The sequence below is a fragment of the Vibrio sp. R11-SG3-ISO9 genome (assembly GCF_059834255.1).
In genome coordinates, this window is the sequence record NZ_JCBDGU010000053.1 from 14,155 (window position 1) to 38,692 (window position 24,538).

The 24,538-nt window shown below is 44.6% G+C and carries 19 protein-coding genes, 21 tRNA genes and 1 pseudogene; 10 read left to right on the forward strand and 31 right to left on the reverse strand.

Going from position 1 to position 24,538, the window contains the following annotated elements:
* Window positions 1-65: 65 nt before the first annotated feature.
* The 26 genes from AC6R05_RS20300 to lolB all read right to left on the reverse strand — a co-directional run bounded on the left by AC6R05_RS20300 (window position 66) and on the right by lolB (window position 8,650).
* Complete coding sequence (locus AC6R05_RS20300) at window positions 66-1,115, reverse strand: lactonase family protein (protein ID WP_500648469.1); 1,050 nt, start codon at window positions 1,113-1,115, stop codon at window positions 66-68.
* A gap of 154 nt (window positions 1,116-1,269) precedes the next feature.
* Window positions 1,270-1,354, reverse strand: a tRNA-Leu gene (locus tag AC6R05_RS20305).
* 101 nt (window positions 1,355-1,455) lie between these two features.
* Window positions 1,456-1,540 (reverse strand) — tRNA-Leu (locus AC6R05_RS20310).
* 71 nt (window positions 1,541-1,611) lie between these two features.
* Window positions 1,612-1,688 (reverse strand) — tRNA-Met (locus tag AC6R05_RS20315).
* Window positions 1,689-1,733: 45 nt separating this feature from the next.
* Window positions 1,734-1,818 (reverse strand) — tRNA-Leu (locus AC6R05_RS20320).
* A 72-nt stretch (window positions 1,819-1,890) separates the two neighbouring features.
* Window positions 1,891-1,965, reverse strand: a tRNA-Gln gene (locus AC6R05_RS20325).
* A 53-nt stretch (window positions 1,966-2,018) separates the two neighbouring features.
* Window positions 2,019-2,103 (reverse strand) — tRNA-Leu (locus AC6R05_RS20330).
* A gap of 53 nt (window positions 2,104-2,156) precedes the next feature.
* Window positions 2,157-2,231, reverse strand: a tRNA-Gln gene (locus AC6R05_RS20335).
* 53 nt (window positions 2,232-2,284) lie between these two features.
* A tRNA-Leu gene (locus tag AC6R05_RS20340) sits at window positions 2,285-2,369 on the reverse strand.
* A gap of 71 nt (window positions 2,370-2,440) precedes the next feature.
* Window positions 2,441-2,517, reverse strand: a tRNA-Met gene (locus AC6R05_RS20345).
* Window positions 2,518-2,562: 45 nt separating this feature from the next.
* Window positions 2,563-2,647: transfer RNA gene (locus AC6R05_RS20350), tRNA-Leu, on the reverse strand.
* 52 nt (window positions 2,648-2,699) lie between these two features.
* Window positions 2,700-2,774: transfer RNA gene (locus tag AC6R05_RS20355), tRNA-Gln, on the reverse strand.
* A 53-nt stretch (window positions 2,775-2,827) separates the two neighbouring features.
* A tRNA-Leu gene (locus tag AC6R05_RS20360) sits at window positions 2,828-2,912 on the reverse strand.
* A gap of 53 nt (window positions 2,913-2,965) precedes the next feature.
* Window positions 2,966-3,040: transfer RNA gene (locus AC6R05_RS20365), tRNA-Gln, on the reverse strand.
* Window positions 3,041-3,093: 53 nt separating this feature from the next.
* Window positions 3,094-3,178: transfer RNA gene (locus AC6R05_RS20370), tRNA-Leu, on the reverse strand.
* Between the two features lie 53 nt (window positions 3,179-3,231).
* Window positions 3,232-3,306 (reverse strand) — tRNA-Gln (locus AC6R05_RS20375).
* A gap of 53 nt (window positions 3,307-3,359) precedes the next feature.
* Window positions 3,360-3,444 (reverse strand) — tRNA-Leu (locus tag AC6R05_RS20380).
* Between the two features lie 71 nt (window positions 3,445-3,515).
* Window positions 3,516-3,592, reverse strand: a tRNA-Met gene (locus AC6R05_RS20385).
* A gap of 77 nt (window positions 3,593-3,669) precedes the next feature.
* Window positions 3,670-3,744, reverse strand: a tRNA-Gln gene (locus tag AC6R05_RS20390).
* A gap of 29 nt (window positions 3,745-3,773) precedes the next feature.
* Window positions 3,774-3,858: transfer RNA gene (locus AC6R05_RS20395), tRNA-Leu, on the reverse strand.
* A gap of 48 nt (window positions 3,859-3,906) precedes the next feature.
* Window positions 3,907-3,983 (reverse strand) — tRNA-Met (locus tag AC6R05_RS20400).
* 283 nt (window positions 3,984-4,266) lie between these two features.
* Window positions 4,267-5,358, reverse strand: coding sequence for a redox-regulated ATPase YchF (ychF, locus tag AC6R05_RS20405; RefSeq protein WP_032550064.1), 1,092 nt, complete (start codon window positions 5,356-5,358; stop codon window positions 4,267-4,269).
* 10 nt (window positions 5,359-5,368) lie between these two features.
* Window positions 5,369-5,959, reverse strand: a complete 591-nt coding sequence (pth, locus tag AC6R05_RS20410; RefSeq protein ID WP_032550065.1) for an aminoacyl-tRNA hydrolase — start codon at window positions 5,957-5,959, stop codon at window positions 5,369-5,371.
* A gap of 201 nt (window positions 5,960-6,160) precedes the next feature.
* Window positions 6,161-7,105 (reverse strand): ribose-phosphate pyrophosphokinase, encoded by a 945-nt coding sequence (locus AC6R05_RS20415; RefSeq protein ID WP_032550066.1) that lies wholly within the window; start codon window positions 7,103-7,105, stop codon window positions 6,161-6,163.
* A 28-nt stretch (window positions 7,106-7,133) separates the two neighbouring features.
* Complete coding sequence (gene ispE / locus AC6R05_RS20420) at window positions 7,134-8,009, reverse strand: 4-(cytidine 5'-diphospho)-2-C-methyl-D-erythritol kinase (RefSeq protein ID WP_032550067.1); 876 nt, start codon at window positions 8,007-8,009, stop codon at window positions 7,134-7,136.
* Window positions 8,006-8,650 (reverse strand): lipoprotein insertase outer membrane protein LolB, encoded by a 645-nt coding sequence (gene lolB, locus AC6R05_RS20425; RefSeq protein WP_285467926.1) that lies wholly within the window; start codon window positions 8,648-8,650, stop codon window positions 8,006-8,008. The genes ispE and lolB overlap by 4 nt, the downstream gene beginning before the upstream one ends.
* Before the next feature lie 161 nt (window positions 8,651-8,811).
* Between lolB and hemA the strand changes: the two genes are divergently transcribed.
* The 8 genes from hemA to ybaK all read left to right on the forward strand — a co-directional run bounded on the left by hemA (window position 8,812) and on the right by ybaK (window position 16,910).
* Entirely contained in the window at window positions 8,812-10,071 is a 1,260-nt protein-coding gene (hemA, locus tag AC6R05_RS20430) for a glutamyl-tRNA reductase (RefSeq protein ID WP_500648470.1), read from the forward strand.
* A gap of 29 nt (window positions 10,072-10,100) precedes the next feature.
* Window positions 10,101-11,189 carry a peptide chain release factor 1 gene (gene prfA / locus AC6R05_RS20435; protein ID WP_032550070.1) on the forward strand — a complete coding sequence of 363 codons (1,089 nt, stop codon included), beginning with the start codon at window positions 10,101-10,103 and terminating at the stop codon, window positions 11,187-11,189.
* A 5-nt stretch (window positions 11,190-11,194) separates the two neighbouring features.
* Entirely contained in the window at window positions 11,195-12,049 is an 855-nt protein-coding gene (gene prmC, locus AC6R05_RS20440) for a peptide chain release factor N(5)-glutamine methyltransferase (RefSeq protein WP_500648471.1), read from the forward strand.
* Window positions 12,050-12,095: 46 nt separating this feature from the next.
* Entirely contained in the window at window positions 12,096-12,479 is a 384-nt protein-coding gene (locus AC6R05_RS20445; RefSeq protein WP_032550072.1) for a SirB2 family protein, read from the forward strand.
* Between the two features lie 48 nt (window positions 12,480-12,527).
* Entirely contained in the window at window positions 12,528-13,337 is an 810-nt protein-coding gene (locus AC6R05_RS20450; RefSeq protein WP_032550073.1) for a SirB1 family protein, read from the forward strand.
* A gap of 25 nt (window positions 13,338-13,362) precedes the next feature.
* Window positions 13,363-14,214, forward strand: coding sequence for a 3-deoxy-8-phosphooctulonate synthase (kdsA, locus tag AC6R05_RS20455; RefSeq protein WP_032550074.1), 852 nt, complete (start codon window positions 13,363-13,365; stop codon window positions 14,212-14,214).
* 459 nt (window positions 14,215-14,673) lie between these two features.
* Entirely contained in the window at window positions 14,674-16,335 is a 1,662-nt protein-coding gene (gene ushA / locus AC6R05_RS20460) for a bifunctional UDP-sugar hydrolase/5'-nucleotidase UshA (protein WP_032550075.1), read from the forward strand.
* Window positions 16,336-16,436: 101 nt separating this feature from the next.
* On the forward strand, window positions 16,437-16,910 hold the full coding sequence (gene ybaK / locus AC6R05_RS20465) for a Cys-tRNA(Pro) deacylase (RefSeq protein WP_032550076.1): 474 nt from the start codon (window positions 16,437-16,439) through the stop codon (window positions 16,908-16,910).
* Window positions 16,911-17,153: 243 nt separating this feature from the next.
* On the opposite strand, the pseudogene rluF reads toward ybaK, so the two are convergent.
* The 3 genes and pseudogenes from rluF to AC6R05_RS20480 form a co-directional block, all read right to left on the reverse strand.
* Window positions 17,154-18,083: pseudogene (gene rluF, locus AC6R05_RS20470) on the reverse strand (23S rRNA pseudouridine(2604) synthase RluF); the annotation flags it as partial.
* Window positions 18,084-18,222: 139 nt separating this feature from the next.
* Window positions 18,223-18,804, reverse strand: a complete 582-nt coding sequence (smrA, locus tag AC6R05_RS20475) for a DNA endonuclease SmrA (protein WP_032550078.1) — start codon at window positions 18,802-18,804, stop codon at window positions 18,223-18,225.
* A gap of 157 nt (window positions 18,805-18,961) precedes the next feature.
* Window positions 18,962-19,102: a DUF3149 domain-containing protein gene (locus AC6R05_RS20480; protein WP_004739790.1), complete on the reverse strand. Its 141-nt coding sequence runs from the start codon at window positions 19,100-19,102 to the stop codon at window positions 18,962-18,964.
* A 255-nt stretch (window positions 19,103-19,357) separates the two neighbouring features.
* Between AC6R05_RS20480 and AC6R05_RS20485 the strand changes: the two genes are divergently transcribed.
* Window positions 19,358-19,434 (forward strand) — tRNA-Pro (locus AC6R05_RS20485).
* Between the two features lie 183 nt (window positions 19,435-19,617).
* On the opposite strand, the gene AC6R05_RS20490 is transcribed toward AC6R05_RS20485, so the two are convergent.
* Both AC6R05_RS20490 and AC6R05_RS20495 read right to left on the reverse strand, forming a co-directional pair.
* Window positions 19,618-20,040, reverse strand: coding sequence for a hypothetical protein (locus tag AC6R05_RS20490; protein ID WP_500648472.1), 423 nt, complete (start codon window positions 20,038-20,040; stop codon window positions 19,618-19,620).
* 134 nt (window positions 20,041-20,174) lie between these two features.
* Window positions 20,175-21,044, reverse strand: coding sequence for a TraB/GumN family protein (locus tag AC6R05_RS20495; RefSeq protein WP_500648473.1), 870 nt, complete (start codon window positions 21,042-21,044; stop codon window positions 20,175-20,177).
* A 404-nt stretch (window positions 21,045-21,448) separates the two neighbouring features.
* On the opposite strand from AC6R05_RS20495, the gene AC6R05_RS20500 reads away from it, so the two are divergent.
* Window positions 21,449-24,100, forward strand: coding sequence for a beta-N-acetylhexosaminidase (locus tag AC6R05_RS20500; RefSeq protein ID WP_500648474.1), 2,652 nt, complete (start codon window positions 21,449-21,451; stop codon window positions 24,098-24,100).
* Window positions 24,101-24,538: the final 438 nt, after the last annotated feature.

Here is a 24,538-nt window from a genome sequence, read left to right on the forward strand (position 1 = left end):
TTGATAGTCGCGTACCGCTAAAGAAGTAAAGGAGAGCCAATGCTCTCCTTTTTTATATCTGCTACTCACGATATTTGTTGTGTTACACAAACCGGTGAACCTACTTCCAAAGAGTGACCGCTGTAGTTTAAAGAGCCGTCTAGTTTATTGCGTTTGAAAGAGGTGAGATTGTTGGAGTGTTGATTTGCCGCGATTAGCCACTCTCCATCATTGGTAATATGAAAATCACGAGGGAAGCTGCCTTCAGTACGATAGCTATCCACAAAAACCGGCTTTTGATTCACTGGGTCTAGTTTAAAGTGACTGATCCTTGATTGATGTCGGCAAGAGACATAAAGATGCTGCTCATCTGGCGATAGCTTGATCGCTGCGGCCGCTTCTCCTTTTTCTGTATTAGGAAGCGCATCCATCTCCTCGACAATATGCCAACGTCCAACTGCCTTCTCTAGCATTAGAATCGTTTCAGATAGCTCACAGATAACATAGGCTTTGTCTTCAGCCTTATTGAAAACCATATGACGAGGCCCATTGCCCGCAGGAACTTGAATAGATTGTACTGGCTCTTCCAAAAACTCCTCTTGCTCCTCATCGAAGCAGTAGAAGTTGATGCGATCGGCACCAAGATCAACGGTGACAAACTGTGGCGAGTGCGTTAAGAACAGCGACTGATGAGCATGTGGCCCTGTTTGTCTATCTTGGTTAGGGCCTGAACCTGACATTTTTAGTGTTTCGATTCGTTTATCGATGTTGCCGTTGATACCCAAACTAAAAATATCGAATGTGCCGGAAGAGTATTGAGAGGTGATGGCAAACTTATGGTTAGGATCTATCGAGATATGGCAAGGGTGATCCCCCAATATGTACCCAGAGTTGGATGGGACGTTTGAATCTGTCTCTGAGACGTGAAATAGCTGAGGTTGGGACTGTTGGTCGATTTCAGATGCGGTATAGATGCCCAGCTTTGTAGAGACAACAAAAGAGGGGTTAATGCACTTTGCGATCAGTTGTGGAGGGTTCAGCTTACCTGTTTCCAGATCTAACTGAGTTTGATATACACCTTGGCTTCCATTTGGATCTTCTGTGTAGCAACCGATGGTTAAAGGGAGAGTTCTCATAGCGCTGTCATACTCGATGTAAAAGTGGAGCCGACATTGTCTTATAAAAAGTTAACTAAGTGCTGAATCTAGGGGAAATACTTGGTGATGTGGTTAGCAGATTTGTATATTTCAGATAAAAGAAAACCCAGCTAAAAAGCTGGGTCTCTAATGATGGTGCGGAAGGAGAGACTTGAACTCTCACACCTTGCGGCGCCAGAACCTAAATCTGGTGCGTCTACCAATTCCGCCACTTCCGCATCAATTTTTTAGTTAGAGAGATGATTGGTGAATCTCAATAACGTTGTATTTGATTGTTTCACGTGTCAATCACACACTCTTCGTTTCCGAAGAACAATAATGGTGCGGAAGGAGAGACTTGAACTCTCACACCTTGCGGCGCCAGAACCTAAATCTGGTGCGTCTACCAATTCCGCCACTTCCGCATCAATTCTGTAGTCATACCGATAATTGGTAAAATCAGTATCACGTTATATTTTTCATTCTAATGAAAGAATGGTGGCTACTGCGGGATTTGAACCTGCGACCCCATCATTATGAGTGATGTGCTCTAACCAACTGAGCTAAGTAGCCAACTTGTTTCTCTTTCGAGATCTCTTTGTTTCCAAAGAAGAATAATGGTGCGGAAGGAGAGACTTGAACTCTCACACCTTGCGGCGCCAGAACCTAAATCTGGTGCGTCTACCAATTCCGCCACTTCCGCATCGCTAGTTTATTTTCTAGCAAATAGTGTAGTTAAGGAGATGATTGGTGAATCTCAATAACGTTGTATTAGTGGCTGGGCTACCTGGATTCGAACCAGGGAATGCCGGCATCAAAAGCCGGTGCCTTACCGCTTGGCGATAGCCCAACTGGATTGTTTTATGTGTCAATCACACGCTCTTCGTTTCCGAAGAAGAATAATGGTGCGGAAGGAGAGACTTGAACTCTCACACCTTGCGGCGCCAGAACCTAAATCTGGTGCGTCTACCAATTCCGCCACTTCCGCATCAATTTTGTAGTTAAAGAGATGATTGGTGAATCTCAATAACGTTGTATTAGTGGCTGGGCTACCTGGATTCGAACCAGGGAATGCCGGCATCAAAAGCCGGTGCCTTACCGCTTGGCGATAGCCCAACTGGATTGTTTTATGTGTCAATCACACACTCTTCATTTCTGAAGAAGAATAATGGTGCGGAAGGAGAGACTTGAACTCTCACACCTTGCGGCGCCAGAACCTAAATCTGGTGCGTCTACCAATTCCGCCACTTCCGCAACAATTCTGTAGTCATACCGATAATTGGTAAAATCAGTATCACGTTATATTTTTCATTCTAATGAAAGAATGGTGGCTACTGCGGGATTTGAACCTGCGACCCCATCATTATGAGTGATGTGCTCTAACCAACTGAGCTAAGTAGCCAACTTGTTTCTCTTTCGAGATCTCTTTGTTTCCAAAGAAGAATAATGGTGCGGAAGGAGAGACTTGAACTCTCACACCTTGCGGCGCCAGAACCTAAATCTGGTGCGTCTACCAATTCCGCCACTTCCGCATCAATTTGTAGTTAAGGAGATGATTGGTGAATCTCAATAACGTTGTATTAGTGGCTGGGCTACCTGGATTCGAACCAGGGAATGCCGGCATCAAAAGCCGGTGCCTTACCGCTTGGCGATAGCCCAACTGGATTGTTTTATGTGTCAATCACACGCTCTTCGTTTCCGAAGAAGAATAATGGTGCGGAAGGAGAGACTTGAACTCTCACACCTTGCGGCGCCAGAACCTAAATCTGGTGCGTCTACCAATTCCGCCACTTCCGCATCAATTTTTTAGTTAAGGAGATGATTGGTGAATCTCAATAACGTTGTATTAGTGGCTGGGCTACCTGGATTCGAACCAGGGAATGCCGGCATCAAAAGCCGGTGCCTTACCGCTTGGCGATAGCCCAACTGGATTGTTTTATGTGTCAATCACACGCTCTTCGTTTCCGAAGAAGAATAATGGTGCGGAAGGAGAGACTTGAACTCTCACACCTTGCGGCGCCAGAACCTAAATCTGGTGCGTCTACCAATTCCGCCACTTCCGCATCAATTTTGTAGTTAGAGAGATGATTGGTGAATCTCAATAACGTTGTATTAGTGGCTGGGCTACCTGGATTCGAACCAGGGAATGCCGGCATCAAAAGCCGGTGCCTTACCGCTTGGCGATAGCCCAACTGGATTGTTTTATGTGTCAATCACACGCTCTTCGTTTCCGAAGAAGAATAATGGTGCGGAAGGAGAGACTTGAACTCTCACACCTTGCGGCGCCAGAACCTAAATCTGGTGCGTCTACCAATTCCGCCACTTCCGCAACAATTCTTTAGTCATACCGATAATTGGTAAAATCAGTATCACGTTGTATTTTTCATTCTAATGAAAGAATGGTGGCTACTGCGGGATTTGAACCTGCGACCCCATCATTATGAGTGATGTGCTCTAACCAACTGAGCTAAGTAGCCATCTGAGAGCGAGACAATATAAACTAAACTCGCTTTCAATGCTATTACCTTTTTAAAGATAATTGCACTTTAATTTGTGGCTGGGCTACCTGGATTCGAACCAGGGAATGCCGGCATCAAAAGCCGGTGCCTTACCGCTTGGCGATAGCCCAACAATTGATATCAAAAGATATCTCAAATATGGTGCGGAAGGAGAGACTTGAACTCTCACACCTTGCGGCGCCAGAACCTAAATCTGGTGCGTCTACCAATTCCGCCACTTCCGCATATTTCCTAAAGACTCTAACTCATTTAAGAGGAAAGTATTTAGGAAATGGTGGCTACTGCGGGATTTGAACCTGCGACCCCATCATTATGAGTGATGTGCTCTAACCAACTGAGCTAAGTAGCCATTTCCAAATTGTCGTTCCGTTTTGAAGCGTTGCTGCTTCGTTGGGAACGGGGCGCATTATGCGTAGTTGAGTGAAACCCGTCAACTTTTTTTTTAAATAAATCACGAATAAATGCCTGTTCGATTTCTTTTTAGACAAAGAGGCGTATTTGTGATCAAAAAATGGGGTTGAAACCCGATATTTTGGCGAAGTTAATTTTGATATGAATAGAAATCATTAAATTGAGAAAACAAAAAAGGCCAGTGAGAACACTGGCCTTTGGCAATAAGTTGCTAATAAAACTTATACGTTGAAGCGGAAGTGAACAACATCGCCGTCTTTAACGATGTAGTCTTTACCTTCTAGACGCCATTTACCTGCATCTTTTGCACCGCTCTCACCGTTAAACTCGATGAAGTGGTCGTAACCAACAACTTCTGCACGGATGAAGCCTTTTTCGAAGTCAGTGTGGATCTTACCAGCAGCTTGTGGCGCAGTTGCACCAACAGGGATAGTCCAAGCACGCACTTCTTTAACACCAGCAGTGAAGTAAGTTTGTAGAGTAAGTAGTTCGTAACCAGAACGGATAACACGGTTTAGACCTGGTTCTTCGATACCCATGTCTGCTAGGAACTCTTCGCGATCTTCGTCTTCAAGTTCAGATAGCTCAGATTCAATAGCTGCGCATACAGCAACAACTACGTTGTTCTCTTTTTCTGCGTATTCACGAACTGCATCTAGGTACGGGTTATCTTCGAAACCGTCTTCGTTTACGTTCGCAATGTACATTGTTGGCTTAAGTGTAAGGAAGTTTAGGTAGCCAATTGCTGCCGCTTCTTCTTTTGAAAGCTCAACTGTACGCGCCATACCACCTTCAGTAAGAACTGGTAGTAGCTTTTCTAGAACAGTGATTTCGAACTTAGCGTCCTTGTCACCGCCTTTTGCTTTCTTAGCATTACGTTGAATTGCACGCTCACAGCTGTCTAAGTCAGCCAGTGCAAGTTCAAGGTTGATCACTTCAATGTCTTCGATTGGTGATACTTTGCCAGAAACGTGAACGATGTTTTCGTTTTCAAAACAGCGAACTACGTGACCAATTGCGTCAGTTTCACGGATGTTTGCTAGGAATTTGTTACCCAGACCTTCACCTTTAGATGCACCAGCAACTAGGCCAGCGATATCAACGAATTCCATCGTTGTAGGAAGGATCTTCTGCGGATTAACAATTTTCGCTAATGCATCTAGACGTAGATCAGGTACTGGAACGATACCTGTGTTTGGTTCGATGGTACAAAACGGGAAGTTTGCTGCCTCGATACCTGCTTTAGTTAGTGCATTAAACAGAGTTGACTTACCAACGTTTGGTAGACCAACGATGCCACATTTAAAACCCATGATATAAACCTTATTCTGCTTTGAACGTATGTAAGCGATTTTGTGCTTTTGATAGGCCATCTTTTAATAAGATGTCTAGGCTGCGTACTGATTCGTCAACAACGGCATCAATACACTCTTGCTCTTTTTGCGGAGCTTTGCCTAATACATAACCTGCAACTTTATCTTTATGTCCCGGATGGCCGATGCCTAAACGAAGACGGTAGAATTCTTTATTGTTACCCTGCTTGCTGATGATGTCTTTGAGTCCATTGTGACCGCCGTGGCCGCCACCCTTCTTGAACTTACCAATGCCAGGTGGGAGATCGAGTTCATCGTGTGCAACCATAATCTCTTCTGGTTTAATTTGGTAGAACTTCGCCAATGCCGCAACGGCTTTGCCGGATAAGTTCATGTAAGTTGTTGGGATCAACAAGCGAAGATCTTCACCGTGAACCATAATGCGTCCAGTCAGACCAAAGAACTTTGCTTCATTCTTTAGTGTAACGTTGTGTACGCGTGCTAATTCTTCAACTACCCATGCGCCCGCATTGTGGCGAGTTTTGGCGTATTCTGGACCTGGATTTGCCAGTCCAACGAGAAGTTTTATTTGTTGGCTCAAGGTATGGATCTCTCTCGGGATTTCAAAAAGCGCCGTATGATATCACAATTTATGAAAAAGGTGCGAGCAGTGGAGAACTTGTCTCTGCTCGAGAGCCTTACTTATGACACTAACCTTAGCGCAATATACGACAGGTATAAAAAAAGCACTTCAATCGAAGTGCTTTTTAAACGCATCACTCTATGGGTAGAGTTGTGAGTCTTAGTTAAACATCGCAGAGATTGACTCTTCGTTGCTGATACGACGAATCGCTTCAGCAAGCATGCGAGATAGGCTAAGAGTCGTTACTTTACCTGTTGCTGCCATCTCAGGAGATAGTGAGATAGAGTCAGTTACGATAACTTGGTCTAGAACAGAGTTCTTGATGTTGTCTGCAGCACCACCAGAGAATACAGCGTGAGTTGCGTAAGCGAATACACGCTTAGCACCGCGCTCTTTTAGCGCTTCAGCTGCTTTACATAGTGTGCCACCTGTGTCGATCATGTCATCAACGATAACACAGTCACGACCTTCAACATCACCGATTAGGTTCATTACTTCAGAAACGTTAGCACGTGGACGACGCTTATCAACGATAGCGATATCAACGTCACCTAGAGCTTTAGCTGTTGCACGAGCACGTACAACACCACCTAGGTCAGGAGAAACCACAACTGGGTTCTCAAGGCCACGGTTAGCCATGTCTTCTAGAAGAACTGGAGTACCGAAGATGTTATCAACTGGTACATCGAAGAAGCCTTGGATTTGCTCTGCGTGTAGGTCGATAGTAAGAACGCGGTCTACGCCAACGTTAGAAAGGAAATCTGCAACAACTTTTGCAGTAATTGGCACACGTGCAGAACGTACACGACGATCTTGACGGGCATAACCGAAGTAAGGGATTACAGCAGTAATACGGCCAGCAGAAGCGCGGCGCATTGCGTCAATCATTACCACCAATTCCATTAGGTTGTCATTGGTTGGTGCACAAGTTGATTGAATCAGGAATACATCGCTACCACGAACGTTTTCATTGATTTGAACAGCGACTTCGCCATCAGAAAAACGGTCTACAGTAGCATCGCCAAGAGAGATGTATAGACGATCAGCAATACGTTGGGCTAGTTCAGGTGTTGCGTTACCAGCAAATAGCTTCATATCAGGCACGGTGGAAACCTCAGGGTTGCGTCCAGTTTTAATTAGATTGTGGGTGGGCTGAGTGGTATTCAGCCAGCGTCTCTTTTAAAGGTGAAAGATTTCGACCTTTAGCAATAAATGCAGAGACGTTGTCAGGCAGTTTTGCCAGTACAGATTCTGCTTCGTTTTTGCTCGAAAATTCAGCAAAAACGCAAGAACCGGTGCCGGTCAATCTCGACGGCGCATATTGTAGCAGCCATGAAAGTTGCTTATCAACCTCTGGGTACAGCATTCGTACAATTTTTTCGCAATCGTTTACGTATTCTTGCTCTAGAAGCGTTGCTAGCTCTCGCTTCGGCGTATTTCTGGTTAATTCTGGATGTGTGAATATGTCCACGGTTGCTATGCTCACTTGAGGCTTAACCACTAAATACCACTTCTCTTCAGGGGTAGCTGGATGTAACTGTTCACCCACACCCTCAGCAAAAGCAGAGAAGCCACGAACGAATACAGGGACGTCCGCCCCCAGCTTTAAGCCGATCTCTGCTAATTGATCATCAGAAAGTCCGAGTTGCCACAGGTAGTTTAATGCGACTAACACAGTTGCTGCATTCGATGAACCACCACCAATACCGCCACCCATAGGTAGAACTTTCTTGAGTTCAATATCAGCGCCGAAGTTGGTATTGGCATACTGCTGAAGGGCGGTAGCGGCTTTCCAGATTAGGTTATCTTCGGTAGCGACACCTGGAATTTGAGGTGAAATAGTGATTTGGTTTGAGCGCTGGTGAGCGGTGATACTGAGTTCATCACCGAAGTCGACAAATTGAAACAGGGTTTGCAATTCATGATAGCCGTTGTCACGACGACCAGTAATGTAGAGAAAAAGGTTCAGTTTAGCCGGTGACGGCCAATGAGTTTGTGTCGAAATCATTTATCGAGTGTCCATTTAGAGACCACAATGTTGATCTTATTTTCATCTTGTTTAAATGAGAGTCGTGTTGGAAGAGGCAGTACCTTTTCAACGGTATCGTTTTGGCTATCGATATCTTGGCTTAAAGTGACATCGCGATAGCGGTCAAAGGTGAGCTGCCAAGCTTTGCCATCGATCTGCTTAGAAAGCGCTTCTACTGTATTGTTGGCGTTCAATAAGTAGGTGTCTGCTTCATCAGGGTTACCGAGTAGCCATTGTGGTAGATGATCAACGGGGATCGTCAGCCCAGTTAGCTGTTTAACCAGTTTAGATGCACTTCTATGGGTAAATACTTGATCATCATAAGTAACGACTTTAGCGCCGTACTCGTTGATTGTGAGGTTAAGTGCTGTTTGGCCTAAGAACGTGGTCAATCGTAATTGACTGAAGTTTGGAGAGTGTTTCCATAAAAAATTGAGGCTTTGGCGCTCTTCGGGAGAGATGTAAGCGAGCTTGCCTGTTGCTTGATAATATTGGATCTCTTGAAGTTGTCGCTGATGTGCTTGCCACTCCACACTGGTCGGTTGTTCGGGTACAGAAACACAACCTGCTACGATCAGACAGAAAAAAATTAAAGAGGCAATTTTACGAAATCTATCCATGTTTGCTCACAACTTATTCAATAATATCGAAAAAACGCTTCAACTATAGCATTGAATTCACGAACTCAGGAAAACAAATACTGCTTACCCTTTAAATAGAGCCATGCATCAAGTAAAATTCGGCATCCTGTTTTTAAACCCTGATCGAGAACTTCTGATACATGTCTTTGCTTGCCGTAGGTATCAATCACAATACAGCGTCGGTTGAATTGCGAGAAAAAGTAGCGTTTGGTCCAGATAAATTATCTGATGCACTAAGGCAACTTAACGCAAATGCACACGTGAATGGAAGTGTCATACTGTCCACTTGTAACCGAACAGAAGTGTATTGTGACGTTAAGAGTGCGGCTAAGAATAAGCTGATTGAATGGTTATCAGTATTTCATGACGTTAGCCCAGAAGAGCTTAAACCCAGCCTTTATATCCATGAAGAGCAAGCGGCAATTAAACACCTAATGCGTGTTGCATGTGGCTTAGACTCTTTAGTATTGGGTGAGCCTCAAATTCTCGGACAGGTAAAACAAGCGTATTCTGATTCGCGTGAGCAGAAAGCCGTTGATGCGTCGATGGAGAAGCTGTTCCAAAAGTCATTCTCTGTTGCTAAGCGTGTTCGTACTGAGACTGAAATTGGTGGTAGTGCCGTTTCTGTTGCTTACGCAGCCTGTACATTGGCGAAGCACATCTTTGAGTCGATTGAAGACTCAACGGTACTGCTAGTAGGTGCTGGTGAAACCATCGAGTTGGTAGCAAAACACCTTTCTGCTAATGGCTGTACTAAAATGATCGTGGCTAACCGAACTCGTGAGCGTGCTTTAGGTTTAGCTGAAGAGTTTGGTGCTGAGGTGATCAGCTTGAATGAGATTCCAGAACACCTTAATAAAGCGGACATTGTGATCAGCTCAACAGCGAGTCCTCTGCCGATTATCGGTAAAGGTATGGTTGAGACCGCACTTAAGCAGAGAAAACATCAACCTATGCTACTGGTTGATATTGCGGTACCTCGTGATGTCGAAGCAGAAGTGGGCGATCTTAATGATGCTTACCTATACACGGTTGATGACTTGCAATCGATTGTTGATGGCAATATAGAACAACGCAAGGTTGAAGCGATTCAGGCTGAAGCGATTGTAAGTGAAGAGAGCGCCGCCTTTATGAGCTGGATGCGTTCTTTACAAGCTGTGGATAGCATTCGTGAGTATCGAAAGTCAGCGAATGAAATCAGAGAAGAATTATTAAGTAAGAGTTTACAGTCACTGGCTGCGGGCGGTGATCCTGAGAAAGTCTTACTTGAGCTGAGTAATAAGCTCACAAACAAATTGATCCATGCTCCAACACGCGCACTACAAAGTGCAGCTGAGCAAGGAGAACCTGCGAAATTAACGGTCATTAGACAGAGTTTGGGCTTAGAAGACCCTCAATAAATTTAGACCTCCAAAAAGATAAGACGAATATGAAAGCCTCGATTCTAGTAAAGCTTGAAACACTTGTTGAACGCTACGAAGAAGTTCAACACCTGCTTGGTGATCCAGATGTGATCGGTGATCAAAACAAATTCCGTGCACTATCGAAAGAGTACTCTCAGTTAGAAGAAGTGACTAAGTGCTTCCAAGCTTACCAGCAAGCGCAAGATGATCTAGAAGCTGCCGAAGATATGGCACAAGAAGACGACGAAGAGATGCGTGAAATGGCGCAGGAAGAGATTAAAGAAGCGAAAGAGGCGATTGAGCGCCTGACTGATGAGCTTCAAATCCTACTGCTACCAAAAGATCCAAACGACGAGCGTAACTGTTTCCTAGAGATCCGTGCCGGTGCCGGTGGTGACGAAGCGGGTATCTTCGCGGGTAACCTGTTCCGTATGTACTCTAAGTTTGCTGAGAAGAAAGGCTGGCGCGTTGAAGTGATGAGCAGCAATGACTCAGAGCAAGGCGGCTACAAAGAGATGATCGCTAAAGTAAGCGGTGAAGGCGTTTACGGCGTGATGAAATTTGAGTCAGGCGGTCACCGTGTTCAGCGTGTACCAGAGACTGAATCTCAAGGTCGTGTTCATACTTCTGCATGTACTGTTGCTGTTATGCCAGAAATCCCAGAAGCGGATCTTCCAGAAATCAAAGCGGCAGACCTGAAAATTGATACCTTCCGTGCATCGGGCGCGGGTGGTCAGCACGTTAACACCACGGACTCTGCAATCCGTATTACTCACTTACCAACAGGTACAGTAGTAGAGTGTCAGGACGAGCGTTCTCAACACAAAAACAAAGCGAAAGCGATGGCCGTTCTTGCTGCGCGTATTGTACAAGCTGAAGAAGAGCGTCGCGCTGCCGAAGTATCAGACACGCGTCGTAACCTACTAGGCTCGGGTGACCGTAGTGACCGTATCCGTACTTACAACTACCCACAAGGTCGTGTTTCTGATCACCGTATCAACCTAACACTTTACCGTCTGAACGAAGTGCTAGAAGGCGACCTACAAAGCCTGGTTGATCCAGTACTGCAAGAGCACCAAGCTGACCAACTTGCTGCGCTAGCTGAGAACAACTAAACCCTATGCAATCTGCCTATACGGTTGAAAGTGCATTAAAAGCAGCAATCGTACAGCTTCAAGAGGGCGAGAATACTTCGCCCTCTATTGATGCCGCTGTGCTGCTTTGCCACACGCTTGATAAACCTCGTTCCTACCTTCTTACCTGGCCAGAAAAACATCTGACTCTCGAACAAGAACAGCATTTCAATGAACTGCTAACGCGCAGGCTCACCGGAGAACCAGTCGCGTATATTGTCGGTGAGCGAGAGTTTTGGTCGTTACCTTTGAAAGTTTCTCCTTCAACCTTGATTCCTCGACCTGACACAGAGCGTTTGGTTGAAGTTGCGTTGGATAAAACATTCGGTAAGACAGGTGGCATCCTCGATTTGGGTACAGGGACAGGGGCGATTGCATTGGCACTCGCTTCTGAGATGCCTAATCGCAATGTGACTGGGATTGACCTGCGTCCTGAAGCGCAACAACTCGCTAGCGAGAATGCGGAACGCCTTAACATTACCAACACCATTTTTTTAAATGGCAGTTGGTTTGAGCCGTTGCCTGAAAACAGTCGCTTTTCATTGATAGTATCGAATCCACCTTACATCGAGAAAGATGATCCACATCTGTTTCAAGGGGATGTGCGTTTCGAACCTATCACAGCGCTGGTTGCGGAAGAGAAAGGGTTAGCTGACATCAAGCATATTGCCGACAATGCTCGCCACTATCTAGAAGCAGATGGTTGGTTGGCATTTGAGCACGGTTACGATCAAGGAGATGCGGTTCGGGAGATCATGCAGGCCTTGGGTTATTTAGACGTCATGACAGAAAAAGACTATGGCGGCAATGATAGAGTCACTTTGGGACGCTATCTACCTTAGTGTCGGTGTTAGATAAAACGCCAATAAAAGAAATTAAAGGGATATCATGTACGAAGGTTTAAAACATTTTCACTTATTGACGGTTGGGCTTAGTGCTCTACTACTGTCAGTTCGCTACGCGCTTATGATGGCAAATTCTCCAATGCTTAAGCATCCATTCTTGCAGCGCTTCCCACATATCAACGACTCACTACTGCTGTTGTCTGGTATTGGTCTGATCTTTATTACTGGTTTTATTCCATTCACACCGGCAGCGCCTTGGTTAACAGAGAAACTGACTTGCGTTATGGCATACATCGCACTGGGCTTCTTTGCGCTTAAGTTCGGTAAAAACAAGTTGCTTAGAACCTTTTCGTTTTTCGGCGCTTTAGGCTGGTTGGCAATGGCAGGTAAGATTGCTGTGACTAAAGTTCCAACATTCTTCGGCTAATTATCTCCCTGTTTAGGTTAGTTATCTTAGTATTTCGGTTAATTATCTATGTACGAATTTTTTGACGAAGACTTTGACCAGTTAGAGCTGGTGGAAGGTGCTTTGATCTTAAATAAAGCGGTAAACCCTGAGACTCAAGACAAGTGGGCAGAGCTAGAACTGGCTCGACTGCTGAGTGATGCTGAGCAAGCATTGGTGCATGAGACAGACGAACAGCAAAAGTTTGAATCTTTTATTCGCCTTTTCTTTTATGAGTGGGGTTTTGCTGGAGATAAAGAGGCGTATTTCTCTTCAGATAATGCGTTTATTGATAAGGTGTTAGAGCGCAAGAAGGGCGTGCCTGTAAGTTTAGGTGCTATCTTTTTGTACCTAGGACGTAAGTTGGGTTTCCCTGTTGATGGTGTCTCTTTTCCAACGCAGTTCCTACTCAAGGTCACTTGGTACGATCAAGCCCCTGTCTACATCAACCCTTACAATGGTGAGTATGTTGGGCAGCAAACTCTGCGCGCTTGGTTGATTGGTCATGATGGCCCGCTTGCTGAAGTGAAAAGCGAACATCTTGAAGTTGCTGATCACCCAACTATTATCGGTAAGTGGTTAGCGCTGTTGAAAAGCGCGTTGCTGCGAGAAGAGCGCTATACTCTTGCACTGAAGTGTACCGACTTGGCGCTGACTTTTGTGCCAGATGACCCGTATGAAATTCGCGATCGTGGTTTTATCTATCAGCAACTTGATTGTCACCAAATCGCAGCGACTGATTATCAGTATTTTATTGACCAATGCCCAGATGACCCAGCGTCTGAGTTACTTAAATCTCAAGTGAACGCGATGAACGAAAAAGTCGTTGTGGTTCACTAATTAATAATTATCTAGAGAGAATATGATGGAACAGAAAACAGTTCACATTGGCGATATGCCAATTGCAAACGACAAGCCATTTACGCTATTTGCAGGTATGAATGTTCTTGAGTCTCGCGATCTAGCGATGCAGATCTGTGAACATTACGTAAAAGTGACTGAGAAGCTTGGTATCCCTTACGTATTTAAGGCGTCTTTTGATAAAGCGAACCGCAGCTCTGTACACTCATACCGTGGTCCAGGCATGGAAGAAGGTCTTAAGATTTTCCAAGAGCTGAAAGACACGTTCGGCGTGAAAATCATCACGGATGTTCATACTGAAGCTCAAGCACAACCAGTAGCAGACGTCGTTGATGTGATTCAGCTTCCTGCGTTCCTAGCTCGTCAAACTGACCTAGTTGAAGCGATGGCTAAGACAGGCGCTGTAATCAACGTGAAGAAACCTCAGTTCATGAGCCCTGGTCAAGTTGGTAACATCGTTGATAAGTTTGCTGAGTGTGGTAACGAAAACATCATCCTTTGTGAGCGTGGCTCGTGCATGGGTTACGACAATTTGGTTGTCGATATGCTTGGCTTTGGTGTAATGAAAAAAGCATCAAACGGTAGCCCAATCATCTTTGATGTGACTCACTCACTGCAGATGCGTGACCCTTCAGGTGCGGCATCAGGCGGTCGTCGCGAGCAGACTGTTGAACTTGCAAAAGCAGGTTTAGCGACAGGTATCGCTGGTCTATTTATTGAAGCGCACCCGAACCCAGATCAAGCACGTTGTGATGGTCCTTCGGCACTTCCATTGGATAAGCTAGAGCCGTTCTTAGCACAAATGAAAGCACTTGATGATTTGATCAAAGGTTTCGATCATATCGACATCAAATAGTCGTAATTAAAGAACAAAAAGCCGGCATTGAGCCGGCTTTTTTTGTATCTATGGTTTGTATGATTGTATAGAGAAACTTTCGTTATTCACGCTGAAATGAAGAGGGTTGATATGTTATATCGTAACAATAAGTGTTTGATAATAATTATAAATTTGACTTAAGTTACCTTAACTTGTTGATTGGTTAATCAATATCACAAATGGCTCGAAAACGCATGAAAACGTTTGCCTGTGATCACTTATTGACTGAAATGCAACTTTGTTTGTTTGTTACACAATCGAAAGCTGATTAAGGTGATCTATCCTACATAAATATGAAATCACTCTGTTAGGTTTACCTTCTTAATTTAAACTACTTCAAGTTTTACTATCCTTTAACGACGTTTGCCAAACAAGCGTCCGTTTAATCTGGATGATTTTAAAGCAGTGGATTCCCCTAAAAAGTTCAAAGGTATGACAATGAAGCAACGCCTTATTCTAAAGACAGCACTCAGTGCTGCGATCCTAGCAACTCTTGCAGGTTGTGCATCTCAACCAGCTCAAGAGTGGGAAAACGATAAAACTTACAAGCTAACTGTTCTGCACACTAACGACCACCACGGTCGCTTCTGGCAGAATAAATACGGTGAGTACGGCATGGCCGCTCGTAAGACTCTAATCGACGAGCTTCGTGAAGAGATTCGTGCAGAAGGTGGTAGCGTGCTGCTTCTATCTGGTGGTGACATCAACACTGGTGTTCCAGAGTCAGACCTACAAGATGCTGAACCAGATTTCAAAGGCATGAACAAGATCGGTTACGATGCAATGGCATTGGGTAACCATGAGTTTGATAACTCTCTAGACGTGCTAGCTAAACAGATCGATTGGGCAAACTTCCCAATGCTATCTGCAAACATCTACGATAAAGCGACAGGTGAGCGCAAGTTCCAAGCTTACGAAATGTTTGAAAAGCAAGGTATTAAGATCGCTGTTATTGGTCTAACGACAGAAGATACAGCTAAGATCGGTAACCCTGAGTTCATCGCTGGCATCGACTTCCGTGACCCGAAAGAAGAAGCGAAAGAGCTGATTGCTGAGCTTAAAGAGACAGAAAAACCGGATCTTATCTTCGCAGTAACTCACATGGGTCACTACGAAAACGGTCAACGTGGTGTTAACGCACCGGGTGACGTTGCTCTAGCTCGCTACCTAAACGAAGGTGACCTAGACATGATCGTTGGTGGTCACTCTCAAGAGCCTGTATGTATGGAAGGCCCGAACGTGGCGAAGAAAAACTTCAAGCCAGGTGACGAGTGTAAGCCAGACGTACAAAACGGTACTTACATCGTTCAAGCTCACGAGTGGGGTAAATACGTAGGCCGTGCTGATTACGAATTCCGTAACGGCGAACTAGAGATGGTAAGCTACGACCTGATCCCAGTTAACCTGAAGAAGAAGGTTAAGATCGACGGTAAGAAACAACGTGTTCTTATCCAAGATGAGATTGCGCAAGATCCAGAACTACTAGAGTTCCTACGTCCGTTCCAAGAACAAGGCCAAGCACAGCTTGAAGTTAAGATTGCTGAAACAAATGGCAAGCTTGAAGGTGACCGTAACGTTGTTCGTTTCCAACAAACAAACCTTGGTCGTCTGATCGCAACATCTCACATGGAGCGTGCTAAAGCTGACTTCGCCGTGATGAACTCTGGTGGTGTTCGTGACTCTATCGAAGCGGGTGAAGTAACGTACAAAGACGTACTAACGGTTCAACCATTTGCAAACATCCTAACTTACACTGACATGACTGGTGCTGAAGTACTGGATTACCTAAATGTTGTTGCAACGAAACCAATTGATTCTGGTGCTTACGCTCAGTTCGCTGGTATCTCAATGACAGTAGAAAACGGCAAGGTTTCTAACGTATTCATCGGTGGTAAGCAACTTCGTCTAGACGAAACGTACCGCTTCACTGTACCAAGCTTCAACGCTGCGGGCGGTGACGGTTACCCTAAACTAACGGGTCACCCAGGTTACGTAAACACTGGTTTTGTTGACGCTGAAGTACTGAAAGAGTACCTAGAAGCAAACAGCCCAGTAGACGTAAACGCGTACGCACCATCTGGTGAAATGGTTTACAAATAATTAGGTAAATCGAGAGTTTAGATTGACTCTCAGCGCCTGATAATTTTAACTAAAGCGATGCTTCGGCATCGCTTTTTGTTTATCTGATATTTGGAAAAACCATGACACCGGCCATCAATCTTGCAAAGAAGAAAAAAGTTACTCATGCCATCCACCAGTATGACCACGATCCAAGTCATGACAGCTATGGGTTAGAGGCTGTGGAAGCGTTGGGTCAAGACCCAAAAAAAGTCTTTAAAACACTGCTTTTCTGCTTGAATGGTGTTGCCAAAGATCTCGCAGTCGCCGTGATTCCAGTGGACCAGAAGCTGAACCTGAAATTGGCTGCAAAAGCGGCCAAAGGTAAAAAAGCCGAGATGGCCAATCCAGAGATTGCGCAGAAGACAACAGGCTATGTTGTTGGTGGAATTAGCCCTCTTGGTCAAAAGAAGGCGCTACCAACCTTCATCCATTCCAGTGCAGAGCCTCAAGAAACTATCTGTGTCAGTGCGGGGAAACGAGGTTTAGAGATTGAGTTGGCGCCAAGCGACCTTGCCAAACTGACTCGAGCTCAATTTGTTGATTTGTGTCTGTAGGCGATTCAACATACTCTCTTCGAATACAAAAATGCCCACTAGAGTTAGTGGGCATTTTTACTATTCAGCTTGCTACTTCTTCAAGCTTAATGTGCCGCCAACGCGTTTCTTCGGCGCTTGGTTTGTCTCTTGTCTGCGAGCGTTTGTCGGCTTGCTATGAGGACGAGAAGGCGCTTTACCACGGCTATTATTACGCTCTTGGTCTTGGCGATTCGTACGTTGACGCTCACCACGTTGCTGGTCGTCACCGTTAGATGGACGTTTACCGCGCTTAGAGTTTGGCGCATGACGGAATTCATCGGCATTATTACCTTTGAATGTGCGTGGGCGGTTCTCTTTCTGATTGCGACGCGCTCTAGAGCCTTGGTTCTCTTCTCGGCTATCAAACAGTTTCGCATCGGTTGCTTTACGAATGCGTTGACCTTTAGCATTCAGTTTCGACGCTTCTTCTGTGCTCACTGAACCTTCACACATTGCTAAGATTTCAGCGATCTCGTCGTCACTTAGATAACGCCATTTACCATTAGGGATACCATCAAGTGAGATGTTCATGATACGCACACGACGTAGCTTGAATACCTCGTAACCTAAGGCTTCACACATACGACGAATCTGACGGTTCAAGCCCTGCGTTAGGGTGATACGGAAAGAGAATTTGGTCTCTTTTTCCACCTTACATGGCAGAGTCACGGTGTCTAGGATTGGTACGCCAGATGCCATTTTCTTCAAGAATTCGCCTGTGATGGGTTTATCAACACGAACTACGTACTCTTTCTCGTGGTTGTTGCCTGCACGAAGGATCTTATTGACGATATCGCCGTCGTTGGTCAGGAAAATCAAACCGTCTGAAGGTTTATCAAGACGACCAATTGGGAAAATACGTTTATGGTGGCCAACAAAGTCGACAATGTTCCCTGGGATATCACGTTCAGTAGTACAAGTGATACCGGTTGGCTTGTTTAGAGCGATATAGATGGGCTTCTCTTTTGAGCGAACAGGTTTGCCATCAATCTCTACGTCATCTCCGGGTAGGACTTTTGTGCCCATTTCTGGTGTTTTACCATTGATGGTGACACGGCCGGCATCAATCAGCTTGTCGGCTTCACGGCGTGAGCAAAAGCCAGTTTCACTGATGTATTTATTGAGGCGTTTCGCTTGGGATTCTTGTGACATGATTTTCTCTTAGCGTTTCACAACGGAATATAGGTAAACAAAAAGCAACTACCGAGTAGTTGCTTTCTGAGTATGTATCTTTAACTGCGCATAATTTTAGCATCTAGTGTGAGCTTGAGCACGAATTAAATTTTCTGAGCTAACTCATGCGCTTTTGATGTCTTTCTCGGTTTTCTAACTTTTTATCGTCACTTTTTCTTAGCATCACATACACCGCGCCCGTGCCGCCATGGAACTGCTGCGCAGAGTGAACACATTGCACGTCATTAATCTGCGATAACCAGTTCGCAACGTAACTTTTCATCATCGCTGGTGGGTTGGAGCGCTCGCCCTTGCCGTGAACAATAATCACGGTACGAATATCCATACGTAGACATTGACGCAAGAAAGAGAGGATCTCGTTACGTGCATCTTTAAGCGTTTTTCGGTGCAGGTCGAGCTTGGCTTGAATTGGGTACTTTCCTAAGCGCAGCTTTTTGTATACGCCATCTTGCACACCATCTTTTTTGTACTCCACGATATCTTCAGGTTTCAACATCGGAGAGTAGTCTAAAGATAGGTAATCTTTTTCATCGTCAGAGAGCCACATTGCCGCTTCGCGCTTAGCAAGGTGAGATTCGGTGACTCGGTGAACTTTTTGATGCTCCGCGGTATCTTGGTCAATACGCTTAACGTCGCCCATCATTTGTTGGAATAGATCTAGGTCGTCATCATGAGACATAGTGGTTATCTCAAGTTGGAGAGGGATAAAGAAAGTATACCTAAGTTATGGGGTGGTTCAAAAACGAAAAAACCGGAGCAGACAATATTAGTCAGCTCCGGTGCAAAGCATCTTTAAGTCCCAACTTAAACAGGTTGGTGATTAAGGCTTGGCGACTCTAGTGAGGAGATTTGTCGGTCATAACCTTGTAAATGAAGAAGCCTCCATAAAACATCATGAGACCAAGAGCCCCGAAGATTACTATCATTGAAGATAGTCCCACTGCATTACCAAATAGGAGATCTAGCCAAAAGTCCATGTGTATACCTCAAAGTTATGTGACACGTATAATTCTATTAACTGAACCTATCGTTTTACTGATCTGGATCAATCCTGTTGCATAAGTTAAATCTTTGTTGGCGAGTGTGTGTATTTGGTCACATTCTCATCGTGCTTGGTTGTCTTTTGTTCGAACGGTATAATATTGAAGGAAATAATGAAAAAAGCGCTTGCGGATAAACTCAGATTCCGTATTATACGCTCCATCGACAGGCAATGAGCCAGTTAGATATCTCGGTGAATAGCGCAGCTTGGTAGCGCATCTGGTTTGGGACCAGAGGGTCGGGGGTTCGAATCCCTCTTCACCGACCACATTAAAGAAAGCCGTAGCAGGAATGCTACGGCTTTTTTGCATTTGAAATCTTATAGCTTTCTAGTTATACGTCATTCCCTAGAGTGACGAAGGAGCGAGTAGGGAATCTCCTTCCATTGCATAAAGAAAAGGGCTGACCTAGCAGGCCAACCCTTCACATAATTCTTTTCTAATCATGCGCACTATTTTACATCGCATGTGATGTCTTTAATCGGCGTTTCTGATGTCTCAAAGCAGACATAAGCATCGACTGGGTTATTCGGACCAACACGAATATAACCAGCTTTAACCGCATCTTCGTCGAACGTGATAGAGTGCGAGTTACTCATTTGGTTGTCGAAGTAGGTCGCTTCAAAATGGTTGCTCATCTGATCGGCAATGCGATTTCGCGTAGTTGATGTAGAGAAGGTCACAGTCGCGCAGCGCATTGGTGGTTTTTGAGTGATAAGAAGTTGGCCACTCTCTTTATCTAATACACCACCACTGATCTCCGGTTGAATGTCTACAGGTTGAAACTGTTCAATATGACAAGTCTCTTTGGCGGAGACGATCACCGGTAGAAAAATAAAAAGACTCAATGTAGTTTTTAGGAAAATGGATTTCATTGACGTTACGCCTTGTCTAAATCGAGCGAAATATAATAGCACCACGGCGGTGCTATTGATTGTGAGGATTGGGTCAATCAGGTAATGATTTTATAATCAAAAGGTCATGGTTGAGTGAATCGACACCATAACCGCTATTCCACATCACATTGTGCTTGTTTGCTCTTCGATAGTTGAACGACTTCAAAACCGCGTTTTTCTAACAATTCGATAAGGTTTTGCTCGCCGATGAGGTGCATCGCGCCAACCACAACTAAATACGTTGCATCTTGTTCTAACTTCCAATTTTTATTGCTCAGCTTATTAGCCCAGTCGTGATTGCGATCGGTAAGAAACGCTGCGTTTAACTCTGGCGACATAGCGGCCAGTTCGGCGATGTGCTCTAGATTTTTCTTGTCTCCAGCTTTCCAGCTATCGATTAAGCAGTGGGTTGCTTTGCCTGTTTCATCGAACTCTTCAATGGAGCTTAGTAATAGGTCTTTGCCGCCTTCTTTACCTTGAGCAATCAAATCAATCTGAAACTGCAGTGACTCTAAAGTGATGAGTGGTTTATCAAGCTTTTCTGCAAGAGCAGCAATATGAACGTCGATACCAAACTGCGGTAGATAACCTAACTGTTCAAACTGCTTCATTTGCACTGTTAGCGCTGAAGCCCAAGGTGGTGAGAGTAATAACTGTTGATGAGGCAAGTTGAGGGACTTGGCGATCTGTTTAAACTGTGCCTCTTGGTTGCCATCGAGCACGTCAGCGGTTGTTATTGTCGTTGAAGGGTACTTTAAGCCTGCGGATTGTTTGAGGTCAGCCTCCAAGATAAGCCCATCACTACGCTTAAGCGCATCATTGATTGGCTCAGGAAGTGGATACATAGATTTATCTCCAGCATGCACAGAACCAAAGATGATGAATTCAAGTTGACCTTTTTTCGCCTGCCAAAACAGAGGCTCAGCCATGGCTGTTGAGCACGCTGTACAGAATAGAACAATAAAGCTGAGTATTTGGCGCACATTGGCTCCTTAATTCATTGTAGTCGCTCGTTAAAATCCATTTTGACGTTGGTTTTTAACGTAATTTTATTAGAGATTAATCACGTTATAGCGATAAAAAATTCGCTCATTGATTTGACTTTAAAAATACCACAGTGAAATGCGGTGAGTAATCTATCAATTTTGACCTAGAATCTGTGAAGTGATTCCCAATATTTACGTCAAAATAAAAATGACGGATTGTTCGATTTTTGTAAGTTTATGATTTTAAAGTTTTTATATTTTTTATCCTCTGCCCGTGTTTGAAGTCGATCACTTTCTTGCCCTGATTTAATTCACGGCGAAAAATAACGTCATATAGTGAATTCATCTTTTGGAGGCGCACTTATTTGCTTCCACTCAATTTTAACTTATGGGTGAATACGATGTTGAAGAGAAACTTACTATCAGTCGCAGTTTTGGCCGGTCTATCAGGGTGTGCTGCTACACAATCGACAGAGCAACAAGTCGTAAATACGTTGGCAGACAATCTTGATGTTCAATATGAGGTGCTGACAAATCATGGCGCGAATGAAGGCCTTGCATGTCAAGATTTAGGCGCTGAATGGGCATCTTGTAATAAGGTAAACATGACGCTGGTTAACCAAGGTGAAGCGGTTGACTCTAAAGACTGGGTTATCTACTTCCACAGCATTCGTTTAATCCTAGATGTTGATAATGAGCAGTTCAAAATTACTCGTGTAACGGGTGATCTACATAAACTAGAACCTACAGATCAGTTTGATGGCTTTGCAGCGGGCGAAGAAGTTGTCCTTCCACTGGTTGGCGAATACTGGCAGCTATTTGAAACTGACTTTATGCCGGGTGCTTTTGTAACCGCGCCAAACGCCGAACCAAAAATGATCGCTTCTCTTAACACTGAAGATGTTGCGTCTTTCGTGACTGGCCTTGAAGGCAATAACCTAAAACGTACTCCCGATGACAACAATGTAATGGCGACTGCGGTGACGCGCTTTGAAAAGAACGCAGATCTTGTCGCTCAAGATGTTTCAACGACGCTATTGCCTACACCGATGTCTGTAAAGGTTGTAGAAGGTAAGGTCGACATTGCTGGTGGCATTGCTCTACCAAAAGACGCTTTTGATGCTGAACAATTTGCGGCATTAGAAGCTCGTGCAGATGTGGTAAACCTAGATGTGAGTGGCGACCTTCCTGTAAGTGTTGCTGTTGTTCCTACTCAATTTAAGGGTGATTTAGCGAAGTCTGGTGCTTATGACTTGAGCATCTCGAAAGAGGGAATTGCGATTACAGCATTCGACAAAACGGGTGCTTTCTACGCGGTTCAGTCTATTTTTGGCCTAATAGACAGCCAGAACGTTGAATCTTTACCACTGCTTTCTATTCAAGATGCACCGCGCTTTGATTACCGTGGTGTGATGGTGGATGTGGCTCGTAACTTCCACTCTAAAGACGCAATTCTTGCTACGCTAGATCAAATGGCGGCGTACAAGATGAACAAACTACACCTTCACCTAACCGATGATGAAGGCTGGCGTTTGGAAATCCCGGGTCTGCCTGAGCTGACAGAAGTGGGCGCTAACCGTTGTTTTGATTTGGACGAGAAAAGCTGTTTACTGCCTCAGCTTGGTTCTGGTTCAACCACGGATAACTTTGGCTCTGGCTTCTTCAGCAAAGCAGACTACGTGGATATCTTAAAGTACGCGAAAGCTCGTAACATTGAAGTGATTCCTGAAATCGATATGCCAGCACACGCTCGTGCAGCAGTGGTATCAATGGAAGCGCGTTACGACCGCTTGATGGAAGAAGGTAAAGAAGCAGAAGCGAACGAATACCGTTTGATGGACCCTCAAGATACATCGAACGTAACCACAGTTCAGTTTTACAACAAGCAGAGTTTCATCAACCCATGTATGGAATCTTCAACTCGCTTTGTTGATAAGGTGATTTCAGAGGTTGCGGCAATGCACCAAGAAGCTGGCACACCGTTAACCACATGGCACTTCGGTGGTGATGAAGCCAAGAACATTAAGCTTGGTGCAGGTCTGCAAGATATCAACGCAGAAGATAAAGTGAGTTGGAAGGGTAACATCGATTTGTCTAAACAGGACAAGCCATTCGCACAGTCTCCGCAATGTCAGACTCTGATTGCTGACGGTACAGTGAGCGACTTTGGTCACTTACCAAGCCACTTCGCTGAAGAAGTGTCGAAGATTGTTGCGGAGAAGGGCATTCCAAATTTCCAAGCTTGGCAAGATGGCCTGAAATACAGCGAAGGTGAAAAGGCGTTTGCTACCGAAAACACCCGCGTGAACTTCTGGGACGTTCTATATTGGGGCGGTACATCATCTGTATACGAGTGGTCTAAGAAAGGTTATGACGTGATCGTTTCCAACCCAGATTACGTCTACATGGACATGCCATACGAAGTCGATGCAAAAGAGCGTGGTTATTACTGGGCAACGCGTTCAACAGATACGCGTAAGATGTTCGGTTTTGCGCCAGAGAACATGCCTCAGAACGCAGAGACCTCTGTAGACCGAGACGGTAACGGCTTTACTGGTAAAGGTGAAATCGAAGCGAAACCATTCTATGGCCTATCAGCACAGCTTTGGTCTGAGACAGTACGCAACGATGAGCAATATGAGTACATGGTATTCCCTCGCGTACTAGCAGCCGCTGAGCGTGCATGGCACCGTGCTGATTGGGAAAACGACTACAAAGTGGGTGTTGAATACTCGCAAAGCTCTAACCTGGTAGACAAAGCTGCGCTAAACCAAGACTACAACCGCTTTGCGAACGTATTGGGCCAACGTGAACTGGCTAAGTTAGAAAAAGCGGGCATTGATTACCGCCTACCAGTTCCGGGTGCAAAAATCGAGTCAGGTAAACTGGCGATGAACGTTCAGTTCCCAGGTGTAGAACTGCAATACTCTGCAGACGGTGAAACCTGGCTAACGTACGACGATAACCAGCGACCAAGTGTTGAAGGTGAAGTGTACATCCGCTCTATCTCGGAAAGTGGTGAACGAGCAAGTCGAGTGACCATGGTAAAGTAAAAAGATAATTCAGTTAAATAACAAAGCTCCCTTCTTATAGGGAGCTTTTTTTGTTACTGGTTGAACCGGAAGCTTAAAGCTAGGCTGTGAGGTTCGATTATTCCTTGAACATTATGCTTTTGGTCTGATCCATAACCATGGTGATGGAGATCTCATTATTTTCGATAAAAAATAAGTCTGTTATAAAAAAGTCTCAAATCAGTGTGATAGAGCGATTCAAAATCGTCTGAAGATTTCGTATTAATGTGATCTAAAACGGTTTTTACATTGTGCGCATGGTTTTTATCTATTTTTACTTTTTATAAGTAACTGAAAATAAAGTTAAAAATAACTTATTGTTTTTTGACGGTGAGGGAGATCACTGGGGTGATTCTTTTATTTTGAAACGCAAATTAATTCGAGCAACATAGATTTCATGCCAGGGAGGCAACCCATTAC

Coding starts and splice junctions, on each gene's coding strand:
- AC6R05_RS20300 (WP_500648469.1), bottom strand. CDS start 1,115: ATGAGAACTCTCCCTTTAACCATCGGTTGCTACACAGAAGATCCAAAT.
- ychF (WP_032550064.1), bottom strand. CDS start 5,358: ATGGGTTTTAAATGTGGCATCGTTGGTCTACCAAACGTTGGTAAGTCA.
- ispE (WP_032550067.1), bottom strand. CDS start 8,009: ATGATTTCGACACAAACTCATTGGCCGTCACCGGCTAAACTGAACCTT.
- lolB (WP_285467926.1), bottom strand. CDS start 8,650: ATGGATAGATTTCGTAAAATTGCCTCTTTAATTTTTTTCTGTCTGATC.
- hemA (WP_500648470.1), top strand. CDS start 8,812: ATGTCTTTGCTTGCCGTAGGTATCAATCACAATACAGCGTCGGTTGAA.
- prfA (WP_032550070.1), top strand. CDS start 10,101: ATGAAAGCCTCGATTCTAGTAAAGCTTGAAACACTTGTTGAACGCTAC.
- prmC (WP_500648471.1), top strand. CDS start 11,195: ATGCAATCTGCCTATACGGTTGAAAGTGCATTAAAAGCAGCAATCGTA.
- AC6R05_RS20445 (WP_032550072.1), top strand. CDS start 12,096: ATGTACGAAGGTTTAAAACATTTTCACTTATTGACGGTTGGGCTTAGT.
- AC6R05_RS20450 (WP_032550073.1), top strand. CDS start 12,528: ATGTACGAATTTTTTGACGAAGACTTTGACCAGTTAGAGCTGGTGGAA.
- kdsA (WP_032550074.1), top strand. CDS start 13,363: ATGGAACAGAAAACAGTTCACATTGGCGATATGCCAATTGCAAACGAC.
- ushA (WP_032550075.1), top strand. CDS start 14,674: ATGAAGCAACGCCTTATTCTAAAGACAGCACTCAGTGCTGCGATCCTA.
- ybaK (WP_032550076.1), top strand. CDS start 16,437: ATGACACCGGCCATCAATCTTGCAAAGAAGAAAAAAGTTACTCATGCC.
- smrA (WP_032550078.1), bottom strand. CDS start 18,804: ATGTCTCATGATGACGACCTAGATCTATTCCAACAAATGATGGGCGAC.
- AC6R05_RS20480 (WP_004739790.1), bottom strand. CDS start 19,102: ATGGACTTTTGGCTAGATCTCCTATTTGGTAATGCAGTGGGACTATCT.
- AC6R05_RS20490 (WP_500648472.1), bottom strand. CDS start 20,040: ATGAAATCCATTTTCCTAAAAACTACATTGAGTCTTTTTATTTTTCTA.
- AC6R05_RS20500 (WP_500648474.1), top strand. CDS start 21,449: ATGTTGAAGAGAAACTTACTATCAGTCGCAGTTTTGGCCGGTCTATCA.